The organism is Dyadobacter sp. SG02, from assembly GCF_900109045.1.
Taxonomy (GTDB): Bacteria; Bacteroidota; Bacteroidia; order Cytophagales; family Spirosomataceae; genus Dyadobacter.
Map to the genome: position 1 here is coordinate 392,597 of NZ_FNYL01000005.1, position 17,652 is coordinate 410,248.

14 protein-coding genes are annotated in these 17,652 nt (G+C 51.5%); 10 read left to right on the forward strand and 4 right to left on the reverse strand.

Annotation, left to right across the window (positions count from 1 at the left end; all coding sequences use genetic code 11):
* The first annotated feature begins 90 nt into the window (after positions 1–90).
* From BMW93_RS14580 to BMW93_RS14590, 3 genes are all read left to right on the forward strand, one after another.
* Positions 91–1,077, forward strand: a complete 987-nt coding sequence (locus tag BMW93_RS14580) for an endonuclease/exonuclease/phosphatase family protein (RefSeq protein ID WP_090377233.1) — start codon at positions 91–93, stop codon at positions 1,075–1,077.
* A 288-nt stretch (positions 1,078–1,365) separates the two neighbouring features.
* Complete coding sequence (locus BMW93_RS14585) at positions 1,366–2,448, forward strand: hypothetical protein (RefSeq protein WP_090377236.1); 1,083 nt, start codon at positions 1,366–1,368, stop codon at positions 2,446–2,448.
* 15 nt (positions 2,449–2,463) lie between these two features.
* Positions 2,464–4,566 (forward strand): S8 family peptidase, encoded by a 2,103-nt coding sequence (locus tag BMW93_RS14590; RefSeq protein ID WP_090377239.1) that lies wholly within the window; start codon positions 2,464–2,466, stop codon positions 4,564–4,566.
* A gap of 59 nt (positions 4,567–4,625) precedes the next feature.
* Here BMW93_RS14590 and BMW93_RS14595 read toward each other — a convergent pair whose 3' ends face one another.
* Together BMW93_RS14595 and BMW93_RS14600 are read right to left on the reverse strand one after the other, a co-directional pair.
* Entirely contained in the window at positions 4,626–5,435 is an 810-nt protein-coding gene (locus BMW93_RS14595; RefSeq protein WP_090377242.1) for a helix-turn-helix domain-containing protein, read from the reverse strand.
* A 34-nt stretch (positions 5,436–5,469) separates the two neighbouring features.
* Positions 5,470–6,327 (reverse strand): NAD(P)H-binding protein, encoded by an 858-nt coding sequence (locus BMW93_RS14600; RefSeq protein ID WP_090377245.1) that lies wholly within the window; start codon positions 6,325–6,327, stop codon positions 5,470–5,472.
* 127 nt (positions 6,328–6,454) lie between these two features.
* On the opposite strand from BMW93_RS14600, the gene BMW93_RS14605 reads away from it, so the two are divergent.
* From BMW93_RS14605 to BMW93_RS14615, 3 genes are all read left to right on the forward strand, one after another.
* The gene (locus BMW93_RS14605; protein WP_090377250.1) at positions 6,455–7,693 is read left to right on the forward strand and encodes a Na+/H+ antiporter; all 1,239 of its coding nucleotides are present in this window, start codon (positions 6,455–6,457) and stop codon (positions 7,691–7,693) included.
* Between the two features lie 213 nt (positions 7,694–7,906).
* Positions 7,907–8,887: an alpha/beta hydrolase gene (locus BMW93_RS14610; RefSeq protein ID WP_090377253.1), complete on the forward strand. Its 981-nt coding sequence runs from the start codon at positions 7,907–7,909 to the stop codon at positions 8,885–8,887.
* Positions 8,888–9,094: 207 nt separating this feature from the next.
* A complete protein-coding gene (locus tag BMW93_RS14615; protein WP_090377256.1) occupies positions 9,095–10,345 on the forward strand; it encodes an SGNH/GDSL hydrolase family protein in 1,251 nt (416 codons plus the stop codon).
* On the opposite strand, the gene BMW93_RS14620 is transcribed toward BMW93_RS14615, so the two are convergent.
* Together BMW93_RS14620 and BMW93_RS14625 are read right to left on the reverse strand one after the other, a co-directional pair.
* Positions 10,335–10,724: a LytTR family DNA-binding domain-containing protein gene (locus BMW93_RS14620; RefSeq protein WP_090377259.1), complete on the reverse strand. Its 390-nt coding sequence runs from the start codon at positions 10,722–10,724 to the stop codon at positions 10,335–10,337. The genes BMW93_RS14615 and BMW93_RS14620 overlap by 11 nt on opposite strands.
* 60 nt (positions 10,725–10,784) lie before the next feature.
* Positions 10,785–11,261 carry a DUF6252 family protein gene (locus tag BMW93_RS14625; RefSeq protein ID WP_090377262.1) on the reverse strand — a complete coding sequence of 159 codons (477 nt, stop codon included), beginning with the start codon at positions 11,259–11,261 and terminating at the stop codon, positions 10,785–10,787.
* A 213-nt stretch (positions 11,262–11,474) separates the two neighbouring features.
* Between BMW93_RS14625 and BMW93_RS14630 the strand changes: the two genes are divergently transcribed.
* From BMW93_RS14630 to BMW93_RS14645, 4 genes are all read left to right on the forward strand, one after another.
* Positions 11,475–12,038 carry a Crp/Fnr family transcriptional regulator gene (locus BMW93_RS14630; protein WP_090377265.1) on the forward strand — a complete coding sequence of 188 codons (564 nt, stop codon included), beginning with the start codon at positions 11,475–11,477 and terminating at the stop codon, positions 12,036–12,038.
* Positions 12,039–12,141: 103 nt separating this feature from the next.
* Positions 12,142–13,173 carry an efflux RND transporter periplasmic adaptor subunit gene (locus BMW93_RS14635; RefSeq protein ID WP_090377267.1) on the forward strand — a complete coding sequence of 344 codons (1,032 nt, stop codon included), beginning with the start codon at positions 12,142–12,144 and terminating at the stop codon, positions 13,171–13,173.
* 8 nt (positions 13,174–13,181) lie between these two features.
* Positions 13,182–16,286, forward strand: a complete 3,105-nt coding sequence (locus tag BMW93_RS14640) for an efflux RND transporter permease subunit (RefSeq protein ID WP_090377270.1) — start codon at positions 13,182–13,184, stop codon at positions 16,284–16,286.
* Positions 16,276–17,634, forward strand: coding sequence for a TolC family protein (locus tag BMW93_RS14645; RefSeq protein WP_090377272.1), 1,359 nt, complete (start codon positions 16,276–16,278; stop codon positions 17,632–17,634). Before BMW93_RS14640 ends, BMW93_RS14645 begins: the two co-directional genes overlap by 11 nt.
* The last annotated feature ends 18 nt before the right edge of the window (positions 17,635–17,652 follow it).

Sequence of the window (17,652 nt, forward strand, 5' to 3'; positions counted from 1 at the left end):
TGTCCTTCTGAAAAATAATGTATTGTTAACAATTTGGAATTACCCTGACCATATGCCGCTGGTAGTTTTGGGCATACCAACCGGCACATTATGTGGGCGACTTCACTTCTTGACAAAAACAGGTTATTCCAATCCTTTTCCTGGCTTTTTATCCTCTTCTTCCTCTCCGAAGCCACCCCCGCCACCCGCGAACACATCCGGCAAGCCGGCCACTACCAGCCCCCGTTGCCCCCCGACTCGCTTTCCGCAGGCAGCTTTTCCGTGATCACCTACAATATCGCCGGCCTTCCCCAATTTATTTGCAGCGCCGTTACCCCGAGGAAAGAAAGCATTTCCGCCATCGGCCGCCTCCTCAACCGCTTCGACATCGCCCATGTGCAGGAAGATTTCAATTACAATCAATATCTCTACCACACCGGCAACACCCATCCATTCCGGACGCCTACCAAAGGGGCCGTCATGACCGGCGACGGCCTCAATACCCTCTCCAAATTCCCGGTAAAATACCTCCGTCGCATCGCCTGGACGGACTGCACCGGCGCCGATTGTTTTACGCCCAAAGGTTTCACCTATACACGCATTGAAATTGCCCCCAACCATTTCATCGACTTTTACAACGTGCACGCCAACGCGTACAACCACCCGCGTGCAACCCTCGCTCGGCGCCGGAATATGGAACAGCTATCGTCCTACATCCGCCTGCATTCGACCGGTAATGCGGTGATCGTGATGGGCGATCTGAATGGCCGTTACAGTTTTGGAGAGGATAATGTGAATTGGTTGTTGAAAGAGAATGGGTTGAGTGATACCTGGGTACGTTTACATTGCGACGGTATTATCCCCAAAGCAAAAGACGGCCTGCCTCCAAGCGATATTCTTTCCATTAACGATTCTACCGAAACAATCGATAAAATACTGTTTCGCAGCAACGAATCCATCCAATTGGAACCTTTTGAACATGTTTTGGAAAAACAATCATTTTACAATAGCAACGGCCTGCCGCTTTCGGATCACCACCCGGTCTCGGCGCGGTTTAAATATAAATTATTGGAACCGATGATTACGTTTAACCCTTGAAATAGAAACAATACTACAAAAAAAACATATATTTTAATATTCATTTTCTTTCCCAAAAGCATAGAAATATATCATCAATATTTTTCTTTGAATCGTTTGTAATTCTCCGCATTTACCTTCTATATTGCCGCACCATTAAGCATCTCTGATTTTACTTCACCTTTTTTCATTTCCGTCAAATTCACGCGTGAACAATTTTTCGCGGACGGATTTTTCATGCCATTCCGACATTAAGGTGGTGCCCGAAAAACCTGTAACAGAGTAGGGAAAACAGACAATTCATTTACAATGAAAAAATCAGTACAATCGTCGCTGATGGCGGCTGCCCTTTTGTTATCGGCTACCTCTCTTTCAGTCAATGCGCAATCCGTTTCGCAGGATACTGCGCGTAACTTGCGTACGCAAAGTTTTACGGGAACTGTTACTTATGACGGCTCGGGTGCAGGAACGAGCGGAAGCGACGCGGCTTATTTCGGAACAGGTTCGGGGGCCGTTTCCACCGGTGTCGCAAATGCATTCTTTGGCGCGTACACAGGTCAGAATAACAGCACGGCAGGGCGACTTACATTCATTGGTTTTAAAGCAGGAAATGCGAATACAACCGGAGAATATAACACGTTCGTAGGCTCCTCGGCCGGCTTTTCCAATACCACAGGCCGCATGAATATATTCCTCGGAGGCAGCACTGGTTACTATAATGTTTCAGGCAGGCTCAATACGTTTGTTGGGTATGCTACTGGCTTCAACAATACCACCGGTGAATCCAATACCTTCTTTGGAAGCAATGCAGGCTTCAATAATACAACTGGCCAAAGAAATACCTATCTGGGACAAACCGCTGGGAACAACAGCCTGACGGGTAACGGCAACATATTCGTCGGATATAAGGCTGGTTATAAAGAGCTCGGAAGTGACAAGCTCTACATTGCTAATTCCGATACAATTAATCCATTAATACATGGCGATTTCGCGGCCAAACAACTGGTATTCAATGGCAAAGTTGGCGTGAGCACTTCTACTTTTCCGACTACGGTTGGTGGAGCCGATGTGAGCAGCTACAAATTATTTGTAAAAGGTGGTATTCTGACAGAAGAGGTACGTATCAGAACCAGTTGGGCTGATTACGTTTTCAAACCCGAATATCAGTTAAAAGACTTGGCGTCGGTTGAGAAATACATCAAGGAAAACGGTCACTTGCCCAATGTGCCTTCTGAAAAGACAGTTCAAAACGAAGGTCTGAGCCTTGGAGAAATTGCAAAAATTCAACAGGAAAAAATCGAGGAACTTACATTATATCTCATTGATCTAAAAAAGATATCGGAAAAGCAACAGGCAGAAATCGATCAATTGAAAAGAGACCTTAACAAGTAATTAACCTGCGACAATATGAAAAAATGGACATATGCGCTATTGATTCTTTTTATCGGGCAGGTTTGTTATGCTCAAACCCATGAGGAAAAAGAAAAAATAAAGAAAGCGACAAATGCAAAGGAGCTAGACGCAATCAGCGAAAAGTTTTTAAAAGAGCGGCGCCAGATGCTCAACAAATTGCGGAGTTCGGGAAAAATCAAGAATTCCGGCAACCCGAAGGAAGATGAGCGGAATATTATGGACGTGGACAGCGTGGGAAACCCTATATACTTCTCTCCCCTTGACTCCGATGGCACCCTTGCCATCAAGGCTAATAGTATGTACACCGGCGGCTCACTAGGACTTTCTGTTCATGGAGAAGGTATGACTGCCGGTATGTGGGACGAAGGATCGGTGCGGACTACACATATTGCACTGGAAAACAGAGCAATCAACCTCGAAACCTGGGCTTTATCCGGACATTCTACTGCTGTTGCAGGTCAAATCGCCGCTACCGATGCTTACAGCCCAACGGCGTCGTTTGGGAAAGCGGTAGGTATTGCTATGAAGGCGAACGTAAGGGCATACCAATGGACCGATGACGTAACCGAGCTAACCCAAGAGGTAAAAAATGGCCTCCTAGTCTCCAATCATTCCTATCCGGCGACTTACGGCAGCTTATATTCACAGACATCCGCATATTTCGACAATATAGTCTATCATGGCCCCTACTTCACCTGTGTACGGGCAGCCGGAAATATTAATGACCCGACAGGAACGCATCAGCTTTCGTACGCAGCGACCGGAAAAAACACCCTGGTAGTAGGAAGCATCGCTCCACTGACTAATTACACAAACCCGGCCGACGTGGTGAGGGCGTCGGCGTCTAGCAAGGGGCCTACGGACGACGGCAGAATCAAACCTGATATCGTCGCCAACGGATGGCGGGTCGCTGTTATAAATTCCAGCAGCGACAACGGTTTTCTTACCGGAGGTACAGGAGCATCAGGGACTTCGTACGCGTCCCCTCAGGTTGCTGGTGCTGTGCTTCTTTTGCAGCAGCATTACAACAACCTTAACGCCAATTTTATGCGAGGAGCTACCGTAAAAGGTTTGATGCTTCATACCGCCAACGAGGCAGGTCTTTATGACGGGCCCGACATTACATTTGGATGGGGTTTGCTCAATGTGGAACGAGCGGCGACAGTAATCAGTAATAATGGTGGCAAGTCAGCCATTTTGCAAGATTCTCTTCTTAACGGGACTACCTTTTCAAGAGACCTGGTTGCATCGGGGACAGAACCGCTCGTCGCTACAATTTGCTGGACGGATACGGCCGGGACGCCTGAAATCTACAACAACATCACAACGATCAAGTTAGTGAACGACCTGGATTTACGGTTATCTGACGCGGGCAATACCTATTTCCCATGGAAACTGGACAGCACCAATTACGACAACCCTGCCCTGAAAGGTGACAACATTCGTGATAATGTGGAGAAGGTCGAGATCAAAAATCCTGTTCCCGGCCAGACTTACACGCTCACCGTTTCTCATAAAAGCACGCTTTACAAAAACGGCCAGCACTTTTCGGTAATTATTTCGGGTTTGGAAGAATGCGTGGCCAACAGGACAATCCTTTCAAGCGTCAATTATCCATCTCTCGATCAGCAACAAGCATCAGCTTCTATTACCGCGAGAAACGTTGTTAGCACCGGCGCTCAGGCCATCTACCACGCAGCCGACGAAGTGATGCTGAAAGACGGGTTCACAGGTTTGGCCGGTTCGGAAGTACGTGCTTACCTGGAAGGCTGCACCAACGATTATAACGCCCGCACAGCCGCAATCGAGCGCGCGGTGGTCACGTATCCAACAGCGCCATCGTCAGTCGAAAAAGCCGAACTCCCCGAAAACGCCGTCTACCCCAACCCGGGCAACGGCCTCTTCCGCGTAAGGCTCGATGGCATTGCTTCGGGTAAGGTGGAAGTCGTGGCCGGTGATGGAAAGGCCGTTTTCGGCAAATCTTTCAAGGATCAGCCTGAAATGGAAGTGGATATAAAAAATTCGACACCGGGAATTTACATTCTCCGTGTGGTGTCCGAACAGAAAGTACTGACCAGGAAAATTGTTAAAAAATAGAATATTGTTGTGGTAATGAAAAAAATGGGCGCTGGAATTCAGCGCCCGTTTTTTATTGCCTACGATTGAACCAGCACCGGAAAATTCTCCACAGTCTCGTGAATGCTCCTTCGGAACTGAAACGGCGTCAGGCCGGTAAATTCTTTGAAATTGCGGATGAAATGCGACTGATCCGCATATTCCTGCTCGAAGGCGATATCGGAAAGTTTGTCGTAGGATTGGCTCCGCAGCTGATTGAGCGAGGCCTGAAAGCGGCATATGCGTGCAAAAAGCATCGGCGACAGGCCGATTCCTTCCTGAAAACGCCTTTCCAGCGTGCGTTCCGATATTTGAAGCTCGAAACGCAGGTCTTTCATCGAAATACCTCCCTGCGACTGGATGATCCGCTGCAATGCGTAACGCGTGGCCGATTGCAATGCGCGGTCGTTGCGGCAAATCTGCTCCCAAAGGCATTCGGAAAGAATATTGGCTTTTGTTTCCACATCGGCGGCGCTTTCCAGCCGCTCCATGAGCCGCGTGCCGTTGAGTAAGAGGTCCAGGTCGAGGCAGTCGTCGGTCAGTTCGTTGGAATCGATGCCGAAAATGGATTTCAATGCATGCGGGTAGAAATACACCCCGATAGTGCTGAAAGTGGCCGGCGAAACGATGCGGGTGTGCGTGGTCGACTGCCCGTAAAGGAAAACCGACGCCAGTTGTTTTCCTTCCTGAAACGATGCGCCCGCCGATTGCTGGAAAATGATACCCGGAGAACCGTCGGCAATGGTGACGAAATGGACCTGCTCGTCGGGCCGGCCCGAGCTTTCGAGCGCCCAGTAGTACTTCACGTAGTCCTGCAAATGCGGCGGCGGCTGGATCTGATGGTATTTCATGGCTATTGAGTTGTAAGGCAAGTTACCGATTTTTTCAAAACAATTCCCTCAGATATTCCTGAACACCAAGCGGTTTCCGCCCCAGGAACCCTTCCAGCGAGTGATGTGTCTTCTCAAACTCCCCGGCCCGGATGCTGTCGGCCATGCTCGCATAAAAACCGGCTTCTTCTTCGCCCAGTCCGTAGCCGAGCAGTCCTTTGCGGTAATCTTCCGGAGAAATGTCCATATGTGCGGCCTCCTGATACCCTGCAAGATCCTTCAATGTCAATGCGATGTCCGCAAAGCTGAATGTTTCCGCCCCGGTAATATCGTAGGTAGCATTGCCGAATGCGGGCCCGGTGAGCACGTTGGACAGCGCCTCGGCGATATCCTTCCGCGAGGCAAAGCTCACGCGCCCGCTGCCCGACGGGTAGGCGATCCGGCCATCGCCCATGGCTTCGCCGATGAACAGCGGGATCGTTTCGTGATACATGCTGTTGCGGAAAAAGACGTAACGCATCCCGCTCTGACGGATCAGCGCCTCCGTGTTCCGGCAAATGTGCGCTGCATGGAAATGCGCCGATTCGTGTGGGAAAAGCGTGCTGGTATATGCAACTTCCTCTACCCCGCATTTTACCGCCGCATGCACCACGCGCGTTTCCTGCGCCATTGCACGCACGCCCGTGGCCGAAGCGGAGATCTGCAACAGCCTGTGTACGCCCGCCAATGCCTTCTCCAAAGATTCCTGATCTTCATAATCCGCCGTGCGGATATGTATGCCCGTGCCCGCATATTCGCTGAGCTTGCCCGCGTCGCGCACAATCGCGACGATGTTTTCAGGCAATGTCTTCTTCATTAAAAATGAAAGGGTGGCTTTCCCAAGGTTTCCGTTTGCTCCTGTAATGGCTATCATTGTTTTGTTTGTTTTAGTTTAAAGCAAAACTAGAACCCGTCCGTCCCTCAAAATAGAACAAAACCGACACGCCCGATTTTTCGGCCGGAAACCTTGATTTCCCGCAATCATCCTTAGATTTGAGGTTATGGAGAATTACAGTATCGTCATATTTATCATGACTATAATGATCGGCCTGTCGGCCGTGGCCGACAGCGTCAGGATACCCTACCCTGTTTTACTCATCACCGCCGGGATCGCTATCGGTTTCATTCCCACTTTACCCGTGATCGAGCTTAACCCGGAAGTCGTGTTCCTGATATTCCTCCCGCCGCTGCTCTACGACGCTGCATTCAACATCAATTTCCAGGATTTCAGGATCAATATTAATACCATCAGCAGCCTTGCCATTTCACTGGTGTTCATCACCGCATCCGGCATTGCGGCCGTGGCTTACTACCTCATTCCCGGCATGACTTGGCCGCTGGCGTTCGTGCTGGGCTCCATATTATCAGCCACCGACGCCGTGGCCGCCATGAGCATTACCAAAGGGCTCGGCCTTTCCTCCAAAACCAATACCATTCTGGAAGGCGAAAGCCTTGTAAACGACGCTTCCGCGCTGGTTGCTTACCGGTTTTCTGTGGCCGCCGTTACAGGTTCCGCATTTATATTCTGGCAGGCTTCCGCCGAATTTGCGGTACTGCTGCTCGGTGGCGCCATCGTCGGGCTGGTGATGGGGCGCATTCTGGGTTTCATTATCATGCGGATTCACAGCAATGCGCAGGCGACCATCGGTATGATGCTCCTGATGCCGTTCGTAGCCTATCGGGTAGCGGAAGAGCTCGAAGTGTCCGGCGTGATCGCCGTCGTCATCCTCGGCCTGGGTATTGCGGATTTCAGTAAAAAAATCTTCCCCGACCGACTCAAACAGCAATCCAAAACCATCTGGGAGATCATCATCTTCCTGCTCAACGGACTCATATTCATATTAATAGGCCTGCAATTCCCGTATGTGATCAAAAACATACGCAGCGACCAGCTCCTTCCCTATATCGGTTATGCATTGATTATCACCATTATAGCCCTTATACTACGCATGGTACGGGTTTTCTGGCAAAGGGCCAACCTTCAAAAAGGCTTCGAAAGCGGTCGCGGGAGGATCAGCGAAAACGCATTGCTCGATTTCAAAAACAGTCTCATCATCAGCTGGTCGGGTATGCGCGGCATCGTCTCGCTCGCCATCGCCATTGGTCTCCCCACGCACCTGCACGACGGCACGCCCTTCCCCCTGCGCGACGCGATCATCTTCATTTCCGTTGCCGTGGTGCTGTTTACCCTGATCGGGCAGGGATTGACGCTGCCGTGGATTGTGAAGCGGTTGCAATAGCCGCTATTCCAGCTGAAAATTAATGGGCAAGTTATATTTGGAGCAATCTTTACGCCGTCCCGCTCATGTCACCAAGATAGACCAAAATTTTTCTCATCTCCCCCACTTTTCTTAACCTAGGTTAATGTATCCCTCCCACCGCTCGCCTAGTTTTGTCATATCAAAATCAAGCACAGCAAAACAAAAAGTCAATCTCAAAAACCTTTTAAGATCATGGAAACTCTGAATATTATCGACCCCGCCAACGACCCTGCTATTTTTGAAGATGTCAAAACTTTCCTGAATGCTCTGAACTCCGGAGGCGGTACCCCGCTGGAACAATTGTCGCCCGCAGATGCGCGTAACGTGCTCGTAGGAGCGCAGAACTCGGTAGAAGTGGATTTATCGGGCATCGAGACCAGCGAGAAAACCATTACAGAGGACGGCCTTACCGTTAAACTCGATATCGTAAAACCGGCAGAAGCAACCGAAAAACTGCCGGTGTTCATCTTCATCCACGGCGGCGGCTGGGTACTCGGAGATTTCCCGACCCACAAACGGCTTGTTCGTGACCTCGTCGTGTATTCCGGCGCGGCAGCGGTTTTTGTGAATTACACACCGTCGCCGGAGGCACAATACCCGGTGGCGATCAATGAAATATATGCAGCAACCAAATGGGTGGCCGCGCATGGCGACGAAATCAATGTCGACGGCAGCAGGCTGGCAGTAGTGGGTAACAGCGTAGGGGGTAATATGACTGCGGCAACAGCGCTGAAAGCCAAAGACAACAATGGCCCGGCAATCAAATTGCAGGTGCTGCTCTGGCCGGTTACCGACGCTAATTTCGAAACCGGTTCGTACAACCAGTTCGCCGACGGCCGTTTCCTGACCAAAAACATGATGAAATGGTTCTGGGACAATTATACTACCAATCCCGAAGATAGAAAACACCGCTACGCCTCCCCATTACAAGCTACCACCGAGCAATTGCAGGGCCTGCCTCCTGCCCTCGTACAAACTGCCGAAAATGACGTTCTCCGCGACGAAGGCGAAGCATATGCCCGCAAATTGGAAGCAGCCGGTGTTAAAACCACATTGACCAGACACCAGGGCCTCATCCACGATTACGGTTTGCTGAACCCACTCGCAAATGTGCCCGCAGTGCAAGGTGCGCTCCTTCAAGCAGGTGCAGCCATCCGCGAGGCGCTCAAATAGATTTTAGAGAATACTACTACACGGAGACGGGTTATGCGAAAGTGTAACCCATCTTTTACTTTCCCCACTTCTATTTATCAGATTATCAATCAATTATAAATATTTCATAAAAAAATAAAAGAATAACATGAAATATATAGCCCGTTTTCTGTGTCTGGATTTTAGTAAGCGGTTAAATTGCCGTGCCCAAATCCTTACAGTGACTCTATGACGCAAAGACAAATAGGGGCGATCGCCGTTTTTTCAGGCTATCTGCTTCTGGCTATCACAGTTTACCGGTGGCAGCTTTTCACACACTTCGTTTGGACCATCCTGCTATTTAAAGCGCTGGTACCTATTGCATTTGTCCTCTTTTGCTGGTCTGTTACCCGCTTGCTGAAACTGCCGTTCTGGACGGCGCTGCTTATCCCGCTGCTCGCTGAACTGGCCTCCTGGTTTTACATACGTCACACGATCACCGTCAATCAGGATACCGACCGGCATGAGGTAGGAGTGCTGGAAAGGTGGATCAACTACCGCGATGTGATCCAGTTCAACCGCCATTTCGCCAGCTACTCGCCCGACCTCGGTTACGTGCTCCGGCCCGGCAGCGAAGGGGTGCATTCGAGCCTGGAATATAGTAATACATTTAAAATCAACAGTTTCGGCCTGCGCGACGACGAGGGTTCTCTCGATAACCCGCAACTGGTTTTCCTGGGCGACTCGTTCACTATGGGCTGGGGCGTGGACGAAAACCAGACCTATGCAGACCTTGCCGGCCGGAAATTGGGCGTCAAATCCCTCAATGCAGGGATTTCGTCCTATGGTACCTATCGGGAAATGCTGCTTTTTTCCAAAATAAAAAGGGACTCTTTAAAGCTGGTGGTGCTGCAATACTGCGACAACGACCTCGAAGAAAACGAAGCCCGCAACGAGCCGCAGAACCGGCCGCAACACCTCACCCGGCAATCATTCGAGAACACGGCGATTTTCAACCGGATCAATGAAACCTATTATCCGATGCGCTACACCTATTTCTTTGTCCGGGAGAAGGACCTGCTGAAACGGATATGGATGAGCCCCGTACAGGTGTTCAGCGAAATCGGTGGCGCATTGTCCTCGTGGATTAAAGGGCGCCGACTGGACGTCGTGACGCCGCCGGACATTAAAACACCGGCGGAAACGAGACTACACACGGAGTATTTCTTCAAATCGCTCGCCAAAATCCGAAAGTTTTACAAAGGCAATATCGTGGTGTTGCAACTCGACGGCCGCTACACCCGCCCCGAAATGATCCGCGCATTCGAAGCGGAAGCGAAACGGACGGGCGACGGGCATTTGTTTTTCCTCCATACCGACGAACTACTCCAGGTGCAGGATTATTACCCCATCGACGGACATATCAAGGCGTCGGGCCACGCTAAGGTGTCCGACGCCCTGGTCAAAATGATCGGCGAGCGGCAGTTGCTTACGCGCTGATCCGCTGCGTGCGCTCGCCGAAAATACCGATGATTTCCTTTGTTTTACGACGGCTCACGACCGCCTCGTTACCGCACCGCATTTTGAGGGCGCGCCCGTCTTCCGCACAGCCGATCACGTAATCGGCATTCACGAGAAATGACTTGTGCACGCGTACGAAGTTGCTGTCGAGCTTGCAGGCCAGCCATTTAAGCGTTTTGCAGATCAGGTATTTCCTTCCCGCACAGGTGTATACGTAAGTGTAGTTCCCATCGCCTTCAAGAAATGTAATCTGTTCGGCACCGATTGTAATGGTTCGGCCCATAAAGTGTACCGAAATGTGCGCAGGTTTGGCATTAACCTGGTCCGCGGGCGGATCAAAAGGAGTAAAAGTATTCATAAAAGGGATAGTGCTAATCGTTGGATGGATGGGCCGAAAAAAGTGACAGATGGCGGGAACCTAGCGTACGTTCACGTTGAAGCTCCCGTCCGTCAGTGTGCGTTTGAGTGTGCCCGTCGCATCTACGGCGGTCAGGCTGAAAGTCCCCTGGATATTGCTGTCGGTTCTCTTCGTGATCGTAATTGTTCCGCTGCCTCCGTTGATCGTCGAGAAATCCTGCTTGTTGAATGTCATCACAGCGAAATTCACATTATTGATGGGGAATGTCCCTTCCTTAACAGTGTTGGGCAATGCAATGGCCACGACATCGTTCGTCTTGCTATCGAGTCCGTAAATCGCGTAATACTGATCGTTGGCAGGGAAACTGGCCAATGCATAGGAAAAATCCGGGGCGTATTCTTTGCCATCCACCTTTACCTTGAAACCCGCCGCGCCGGTTGCCGGATCGGGGTTTACGTCGTCGCTTTTTTTGCTGCAACCGGTGAGGATAGTAATGCTGAAAACAGACAGGATGGCGAGTACTTTAAAAGCTTTCATGAAATTGATTTAGTTAAAAAATGTGTAGTAGTCGTTTGACAATTCAAAACTACAAAGTGTCGAATGGCCTATGTAACCTACTACACATCAGGCGGGTTTGAGTTTAAACCCGGCGAAGGCCGACCTAAATCCGGTATCGCTTTGCCGGTATCTGGCAGGAAATGGCTATGTTAGGGCTGCACAAAAACAGCCTTCAATCATCGCATTACCTTTATGGAGCTGATTCTTTACCTGAAACAACACATGATATTGTCGCCGGAAATGGAAGCTCAGGTGCAGGAGGCCTTCAAAAGGGAAGAGCTACCAAAAGGGCACCGGCTCCTGGCGCCCGGCAACTTTTCCCAGAAAGTGTTTTACGTCGAAAAGGGCGTCGTGCGCACCTATTATATGAAGGACGGCAAGGACATTACCCATTCATTTATCCTCGAAGGGGCTTTCTTCATATCGATTGAAAGCGCGTTTTTCAATACCCCCTCGCCCTATGGTGCCGAAATCCTGGAACCAGGCATTATCCGCACCATTCCCTACCAGGACCTCGAAAAGTTCATCGATGACTTCCAGCCATTGCAGAAGCTGAGCCGCCTGGTCATGATCAACGCGGTGAAGACATTCTCGGACAAATTGTACTCCATCCAGTTTCAATCGGCGCAGGAGCGGTATAATTCCATGCTCGAAAAATTTCCCGACATCATGCTCCGCGTGCCGCTCGGGCATATCGCTTCCTACCTGGGCATCACGCAGGAAACGCTGAGTCGGATCAGGGCGGGAAAAGTTTGACAATTTTTCGATCTTGGGTTACTTTTTGATATAGATCAAAAGCTTTGCCATCAATCGGGGCCAATTTTGCCCCGGGATATTAAACCTAACGGTCGTCCAATCTATGAAAAGCAATCCTATCTATCTCATGTTCACGATGGCAACGCTCGTGGGCTGCAACAAAGCGGCCGATCAGGCCAAATCCGTCGAAAAGCCGCTCCCGGTCGTAACCCGGCAGGCGCAACATATCACCGCCAACAACCAGATCTCCGTCAGCGGCAACATCGAAGGCAACAAAACCGTGCGCCTCGGTTTTATGGTTGGCGGAAAGATCAACTACATCGCCGCCGCCGAGGGCCAGTTGGTAAAGCAAGGCCAGCTGCTATCCAGCCTCGACCCCGGCAATTACAGCATTGCCAGGGAAATAGCCGGCGTGCAAGTAGCTCAGGTACAGGACGAATACGACCGCCTGAAAGTTATGCACGACCGCCGCAGCCTGAGTGAAAGCGATTTTGCCAAAGTTGGTTTCGGCTTGCAACAGGCACGTGCACAGGAAAAGCTGCATGCCAAAAACCTTTCCGATACGAAGCTTTTTGCCCCTATCAGCGGGGTAATGCTCAAAAAAATGGCTGAGGTCGGCGAAATCGTCGGCGTAGGCACGCCGCTGTTCGTGGTATCCGACATACGGACGGTGAAAGTGAATGCGTATATCCCCGAAAGTGAATTGCACAATATCAAACTCGGGCAGGAAGCGAAAGTACTCGTTTCGTCGCTGAGCGAGACGTTTACGGGCAAAGTAATCGAGGTCGGTTCCGCCGCGGATGCCGCTTCACGGGCATTTACCATCAAAATAGCCCTCAACAATCCCAAGCTGCTCATTCGCCCCGGCATGATCGCCGAGGTAACGCTGGCGTCCAACCAGTCCAAAAAAGCATTGGTACTGCCAACCGAGGCCGTTTTGCATGACCTCGACAACCAGAGCTACGTGTTCGTGGCCGATGCCGACCGCAAAATCGCATTAAAACGAAAAGTCAGCCTGGGCCAGCTCACCGACAACCAGATCGAGATTACTTCGGGGATTACTGAAAACGACCGCGTGGTAACCGGCGGGCAGCACAAGCTCACCGACGGCACCGCCATTTCCATCACCCAATAAGCTGCGTTATGAACTTTGTCAAATCATCCCTGAAATATCCGCAGGTGACGCTGTCGGTATTGCTGCTGGTGTTTGCGGTAGGCGTTTATTCGCTGCTGAACATGCCCCGGCGCGAGGACCCGAAGATCACCGTCCGCCAGGGCCTGGTACTCGCCTATTTCCCCGGCGCCAATTCCGCCCAGGTGGAAGACCAGGTTACCAAGAAGCTGGAACAATATCTTTTTCAATTCGAAGAAATCCGTAAGGACAAAACTTACTCCACGTCGCAGGACGGCATGGTGGTCGTGAATGTGGAACTCGGCGAAAATGTCAAGAATCCCGATGTATTTTGGAGCAAGCTGCGCCACCAGTTACTGGTAGCCCGGCAGGTTGATTTCCCCAAAGGCGTCCGCGGCCCGATCGTCAACTCGGATTTTGGCGATACCGAGGCATTGGTAATCGGTATTGAAAGCAACAAGGCCACTTATGCCCAGCTCAAAGACTATACCCAGAAGCTGGAAGACGTGCTCCGGACGGTGAAATCAGTTTCCAAAATCAAACGCATCGGCGAGCAGAAAGAGCAGATCACGGTCACTTCAAGTTCTGAGAGACTTTCTCAATATAATGTCAAACTGTCGTCCGTAGTGCAGGTTTTGCAATCGCAGAATGTGATTAGTCCGACAGGAGATATCAAAACCGCAACGAGCCAGACGCCACTGTACACATCGGGTTATTACAGTACCGAAAATGAAATCGCCAACCAGATCGTAGGCGCGTCGAAAACGGGCGAGCTGATCAGGCTGGGCGACATTGCGCAGGTGAACCGCGAATATGCGGAACCGACGAGCAAAACGACGGTTAACGGCAACAATGCGATGATGCTTGCCATCCAGATGCAGGAAGGGAACAACATCGTGAAGTTCGGCGAGGAAGTGAACGCCAAGCTGGCCGAAGTTGAAAAATTGCTGCCCGCGGACGTGACGCTGACGACCATTGTGAACCAGCCCAAACTGGTGGATGAAAACATTACGCACTTCATCCGCGAATTTTTCCTGGCCATATTCTCGGTCGTGATCGTCGTGATCCTGCTCCTGCCGATCCGCATTGCCGCCGTGGCCGCGATGGCCATCCCGATGACGATCGCCGTTACTTTTGCATTGCTGAACGCATTTGGTATCGAACTGCACCAGGTATCGCTCGCGGCCCTGATCGTCGTGCTGGGAATGGTCGTGGACGACGCCATCGTGATCGCCGACAACTACGTGGAGCTGCTCGACGAGGGCATAGATCGCTGGACAGCCGCCTGGCGCAGCGCCACCGACCTCGTGATCCCGGTTTTGGCGGCCACCGTCACCATTATCGCCTCGTTCATGCCGATGGTCATCCTGACCGGCTCCGTAGGCGAATTCATCCACGCATTACCCGTAACCGTGGCCATCGCATTGGCAGCCTCGTTCATCGTAGCGATGATCCTGACGCCACTACTTTGCTATACTTTCATCAAAAAAGGCCTTCACGACCACAGCGCCGGGGAAACCGACAAAAAGAAACGCATTACCCTGCTCGACCGCATGCAAAACGGCTATAACGCCGCGCTGGAATGGTGCGTAAGACATTCGGCACTGACGATCGGCGTCAGCTTGCTTACCGTCGTACTTTCCCTATTTGTTTATCAGGGAATCAAACAAAAATTCTTCCCTTCCGCGGAACGCAACCAGTTTGTGATTGAACTATGGATGCCCACCGGCACCAAGCTCGACCAAACCAGCCAGGCCATCCTGAAAGCGGAAAAACTCGTGAAAGGCGACCCGCGCGTGACCTCGTACGCAACGTTCACGGGCACGAGCGCCCCAAGATTTTACTATAACTTCTCCCCCGAAGTACCGGTCACAAACTACGCCCAGATCCTGATCAACACCACCGACGACAAAACCGCCGAGGAATTCGCGCACGAGCTCGAAGGCAAAGTAGCCGCATTGATCCCCGAAGGCTCGCCGCAGGTGAAACTGATGCAACAGGGCTCTCCTTACAAATCGCCGGTGGAGGTACGCATTGTGGGCGACGATGTTGCCCGCCTCAAAGCAATCGGCTTACAGGTGCAGGATATTCTCAAAAATGCAAAAGGCAGCGCGATGGTCCGTCCCGATTTCCGCGAGGACTATTACGGCATCAGCATCCAGCTCAAAGACGAGGCCAACAAGCTAGGCTTCACCACGGGCAGCATTTCGCAAATGGTGTACACGGGCTTCAACGGCGCACCCGTTTCGACGATGTACGAAGGCAATAACCCGCTCGATATCGTTTTCCGCCTCGACGCGCGCAACCGCCAGTCGTCCGACAACCTGGAAAATATTTACCTGGCCTCGCCCGTCACCGACGCCAACGTGCCGCTGCGTCAGATCGCCGACCTGAAACCGCAATGGCAAACCGGCAAGATCATGCACCGCAACGGCGTGCGAACGCTCACGATCCTGAGCGAAACCGAAGATGGCGTACTCCCTGCCGACCTTGTGAAAGAAGTAAAAGCCAAAATCGCCGATATCCCATTACCTGCCGGCTACCGCATCGAATACGGCGGCGAGCAGTTCAACAAGAATGAGACATTCAGTCAGATGATGGTGGTCCTGGCGATCAGCCTGGTACTGATATTCTTCATCCTGCTGTTCCAGTTCCGCAGCCTAAAAGAAGCGGCGCTGGTGATGCTCACGATCCCGCTCAGCCTTTTTGGTGCATTAATAGGCCTTTATATCACGCATAACAACTTCGGTTTCACCGCATTTGTGGGATTGATCAGTCTCTCGGGCATCGTGGTACGGAATGCGATCATCCTGGTCGACCATACCAACGAGCTGCTCGGCCACGGGATGGACATTCGCACGGCAGCCATCGAATCGGGCAAGCGACGCCTGCGCCCGATATTCCTTACCGCGATGGCCGCGGCGATCGGCGTGCTTCCCATGATCCTTTCCGGCTCTCCGATGTGGAGCCCGCTCGCGAGCGTGATCGCCGTCGGGGTAATATGGTCGATGGTGATGGCGCTGCTCACGGTACCGGTACTGTACATCGCGATGATCAAACCGCATGATAAAAAAGACCTGATGGTAACACCTGTTGCAGAACACCATGAAAACTAAGCAGATACTTCCCATACTCACACTTTGCGCGATGGCGATTGCATCCGCACCCACGTACGCGCAGCAGGCGCAGCCACTCACGCTCGAACAGGCGGTGGAGATGGCTTTACAGAACAACCATCTGCTGAACGTTCGTAAGTTGCAGGTAGCCGAAAAGGAAGCCAAGGTAGCCGAAGACGCGATCAAGCGCTACCCGGTCGCGTCGGTAAGCTCGTCGTACCAATACAACGCGAACCTCGGCCAACTGGTGATCGAGCAGGGCTCCTTCGGCGCATTACCGCTTGTCGGGACCACGATTGCATTGCCGAACGAGGAGAAGACCTTTCCTTTGGGCAAACACCATAATTTCAATGCGGGAGTGACGCTCTACCAGCCCATTACACAATTGGGAAAGATCAAAACCGGGATTGAAGTTGCTAAAACGGACGCTGAGCTGGCCCGCCACGAGCAATCGAGGGCGGCGTTACAGATCAGGCAGGCGATCGAGAAGTTGTATTATGGTTTGCTGATCACCCAGAAGCAGCAGGACGAGGCAAATGCGAAGATCAGGCTCGCGCAAATGCGCCTCTACGACGTGGAAAGCGCATTGCTTTCAGGCAAAACTATTGATGTGAATAAAGCCGGCCTACAAGCGAATATTGCCGACGAGGAACAAAACCTCTTGAAGCTCCGCATTCAAACCGAAGATTATACCGCGGATCTGAAACAGCTGACCGGTATTGAAGCAGATAGTGTAACGCTGGCAACGGTGGCGAGCACAGCCGGCACGGCAGCGACCGTCGCCCCGGGCACATTGGACAGCTATTTAACCAATGCCGCAACGGCCAACAACGATATTAAAATCGCCAGTCTGACGGAAATCAAAACCCAGAAAGCCATCCGTGCAGCCGAACAAAGCAACCTGCCCGACATTGGTCTGGTAGCGGGCTATTCCTACCAGACCGGCAACCTGCTTTTCCCGAACAACAACCCATTCGTGGGTGCGCAGTTCAAATGGAATATACAGGACCTCGTTGCGAACAAGCAAGTGATCCGCCAGCGGCAATTCCTAAGCCAGCAAGCGCGCGAAAATCTCGTTAATACCCAAAATCAGGTCAAAAACGACATTTCAAAAACGCACCGGAAACTTACACAAGCCACTGCATTGATCGCCGTCGCTGAGAAAGCCGTGAAATACCGCAGCGAAGAGCTCAAAGTACAAACCGACAAGCAGGCATTCGGCCTGAACCTCGAAGCGGACATCCTCAACACGCGCTCCCTGCTGGCGAAAGCCGAGGCCGATTTGCTCGCTGCGCAATTGAATTACCGGTTGGCGTATTCGGATTTGCAGCGGTTGGCATCGCCCTGAATGAAGACCGGATGATAC

Coding starts and splice junctions, on each gene's coding strand:
- BMW93_RS14580 (WP_090377233.1), top strand. CDS start 91: ATGTGGGCGACTTCACTTCTTGACAAAAACAGGTTATTCCAATCCTTT.
- BMW93_RS14625 (WP_090377262.1), bottom strand. CDS start 11,261: ATGAAAGCTTTTAAAGTACTCGCCATCCTGTCTGTTTTCAGCATTACT.
- BMW93_RS14615 (WP_090377256.1), top strand. CDS start 9,095: ATGACGCAAAGACAAATAGGGGCGATCGCCGTTTTTTCAGGCTATCTG.
- BMW93_RS14630 (WP_090377265.1), top strand. CDS start 11,475: ATGGAGCTGATTCTTTACCTGAAACAACACATGATATTGTCGCCGGAA.
- BMW93_RS14595 (WP_090377242.1), bottom strand. CDS start 5,435: ATGAAATACCATCAGATCCAGCCGCCGCCGCATTTGCAGGACTACGTG.
- BMW93_RS14590 (WP_090377239.1), top strand. CDS start 2,464: ATGAAAAAATGGACATATGCGCTATTGATTCTTTTTATCGGGCAGGTT.
- BMW93_RS14635 (WP_090377267.1), top strand. CDS start 12,142: ATGAAAAGCAATCCTATCTATCTCATGTTCACGATGGCAACGCTCGTG.
- BMW93_RS14620 (WP_090377259.1), bottom strand. CDS start 10,724: ATGAATACTTTTACTCCTTTTGATCCGCCCGCGGACCAGGTTAATGCC.
- BMW93_RS14645 (WP_090377272.1), top strand. CDS start 16,276: ATGAAAACTAAGCAGATACTTCCCATACTCACACTTTGCGCGATGGCG.
- BMW93_RS14600 (WP_090377245.1), bottom strand. CDS start 6,327: ATGATAGCCATTACAGGAGCAAACGGAAACCTTGGGAAAGCCACCCTT.
- BMW93_RS14585 (WP_090377236.1), top strand. CDS start 1,366: ATGAAAAAATCAGTACAATCGTCGCTGATGGCGGCTGCCCTTTTGTTA.
- BMW93_RS14640 (WP_090377270.1), top strand. CDS start 13,182: ATGAACTTTGTCAAATCATCCCTGAAATATCCGCAGGTGACGCTGTCG.
- BMW93_RS14610 (WP_090377253.1), top strand. CDS start 7,907: ATGGAAACTCTGAATATTATCGACCCCGCCAACGACCCTGCTATTTTT.
- BMW93_RS14605 (WP_090377250.1), top strand. CDS start 6,455: ATGGAGAATTACAGTATCGTCATATTTATCATGACTATAATGATCGGC.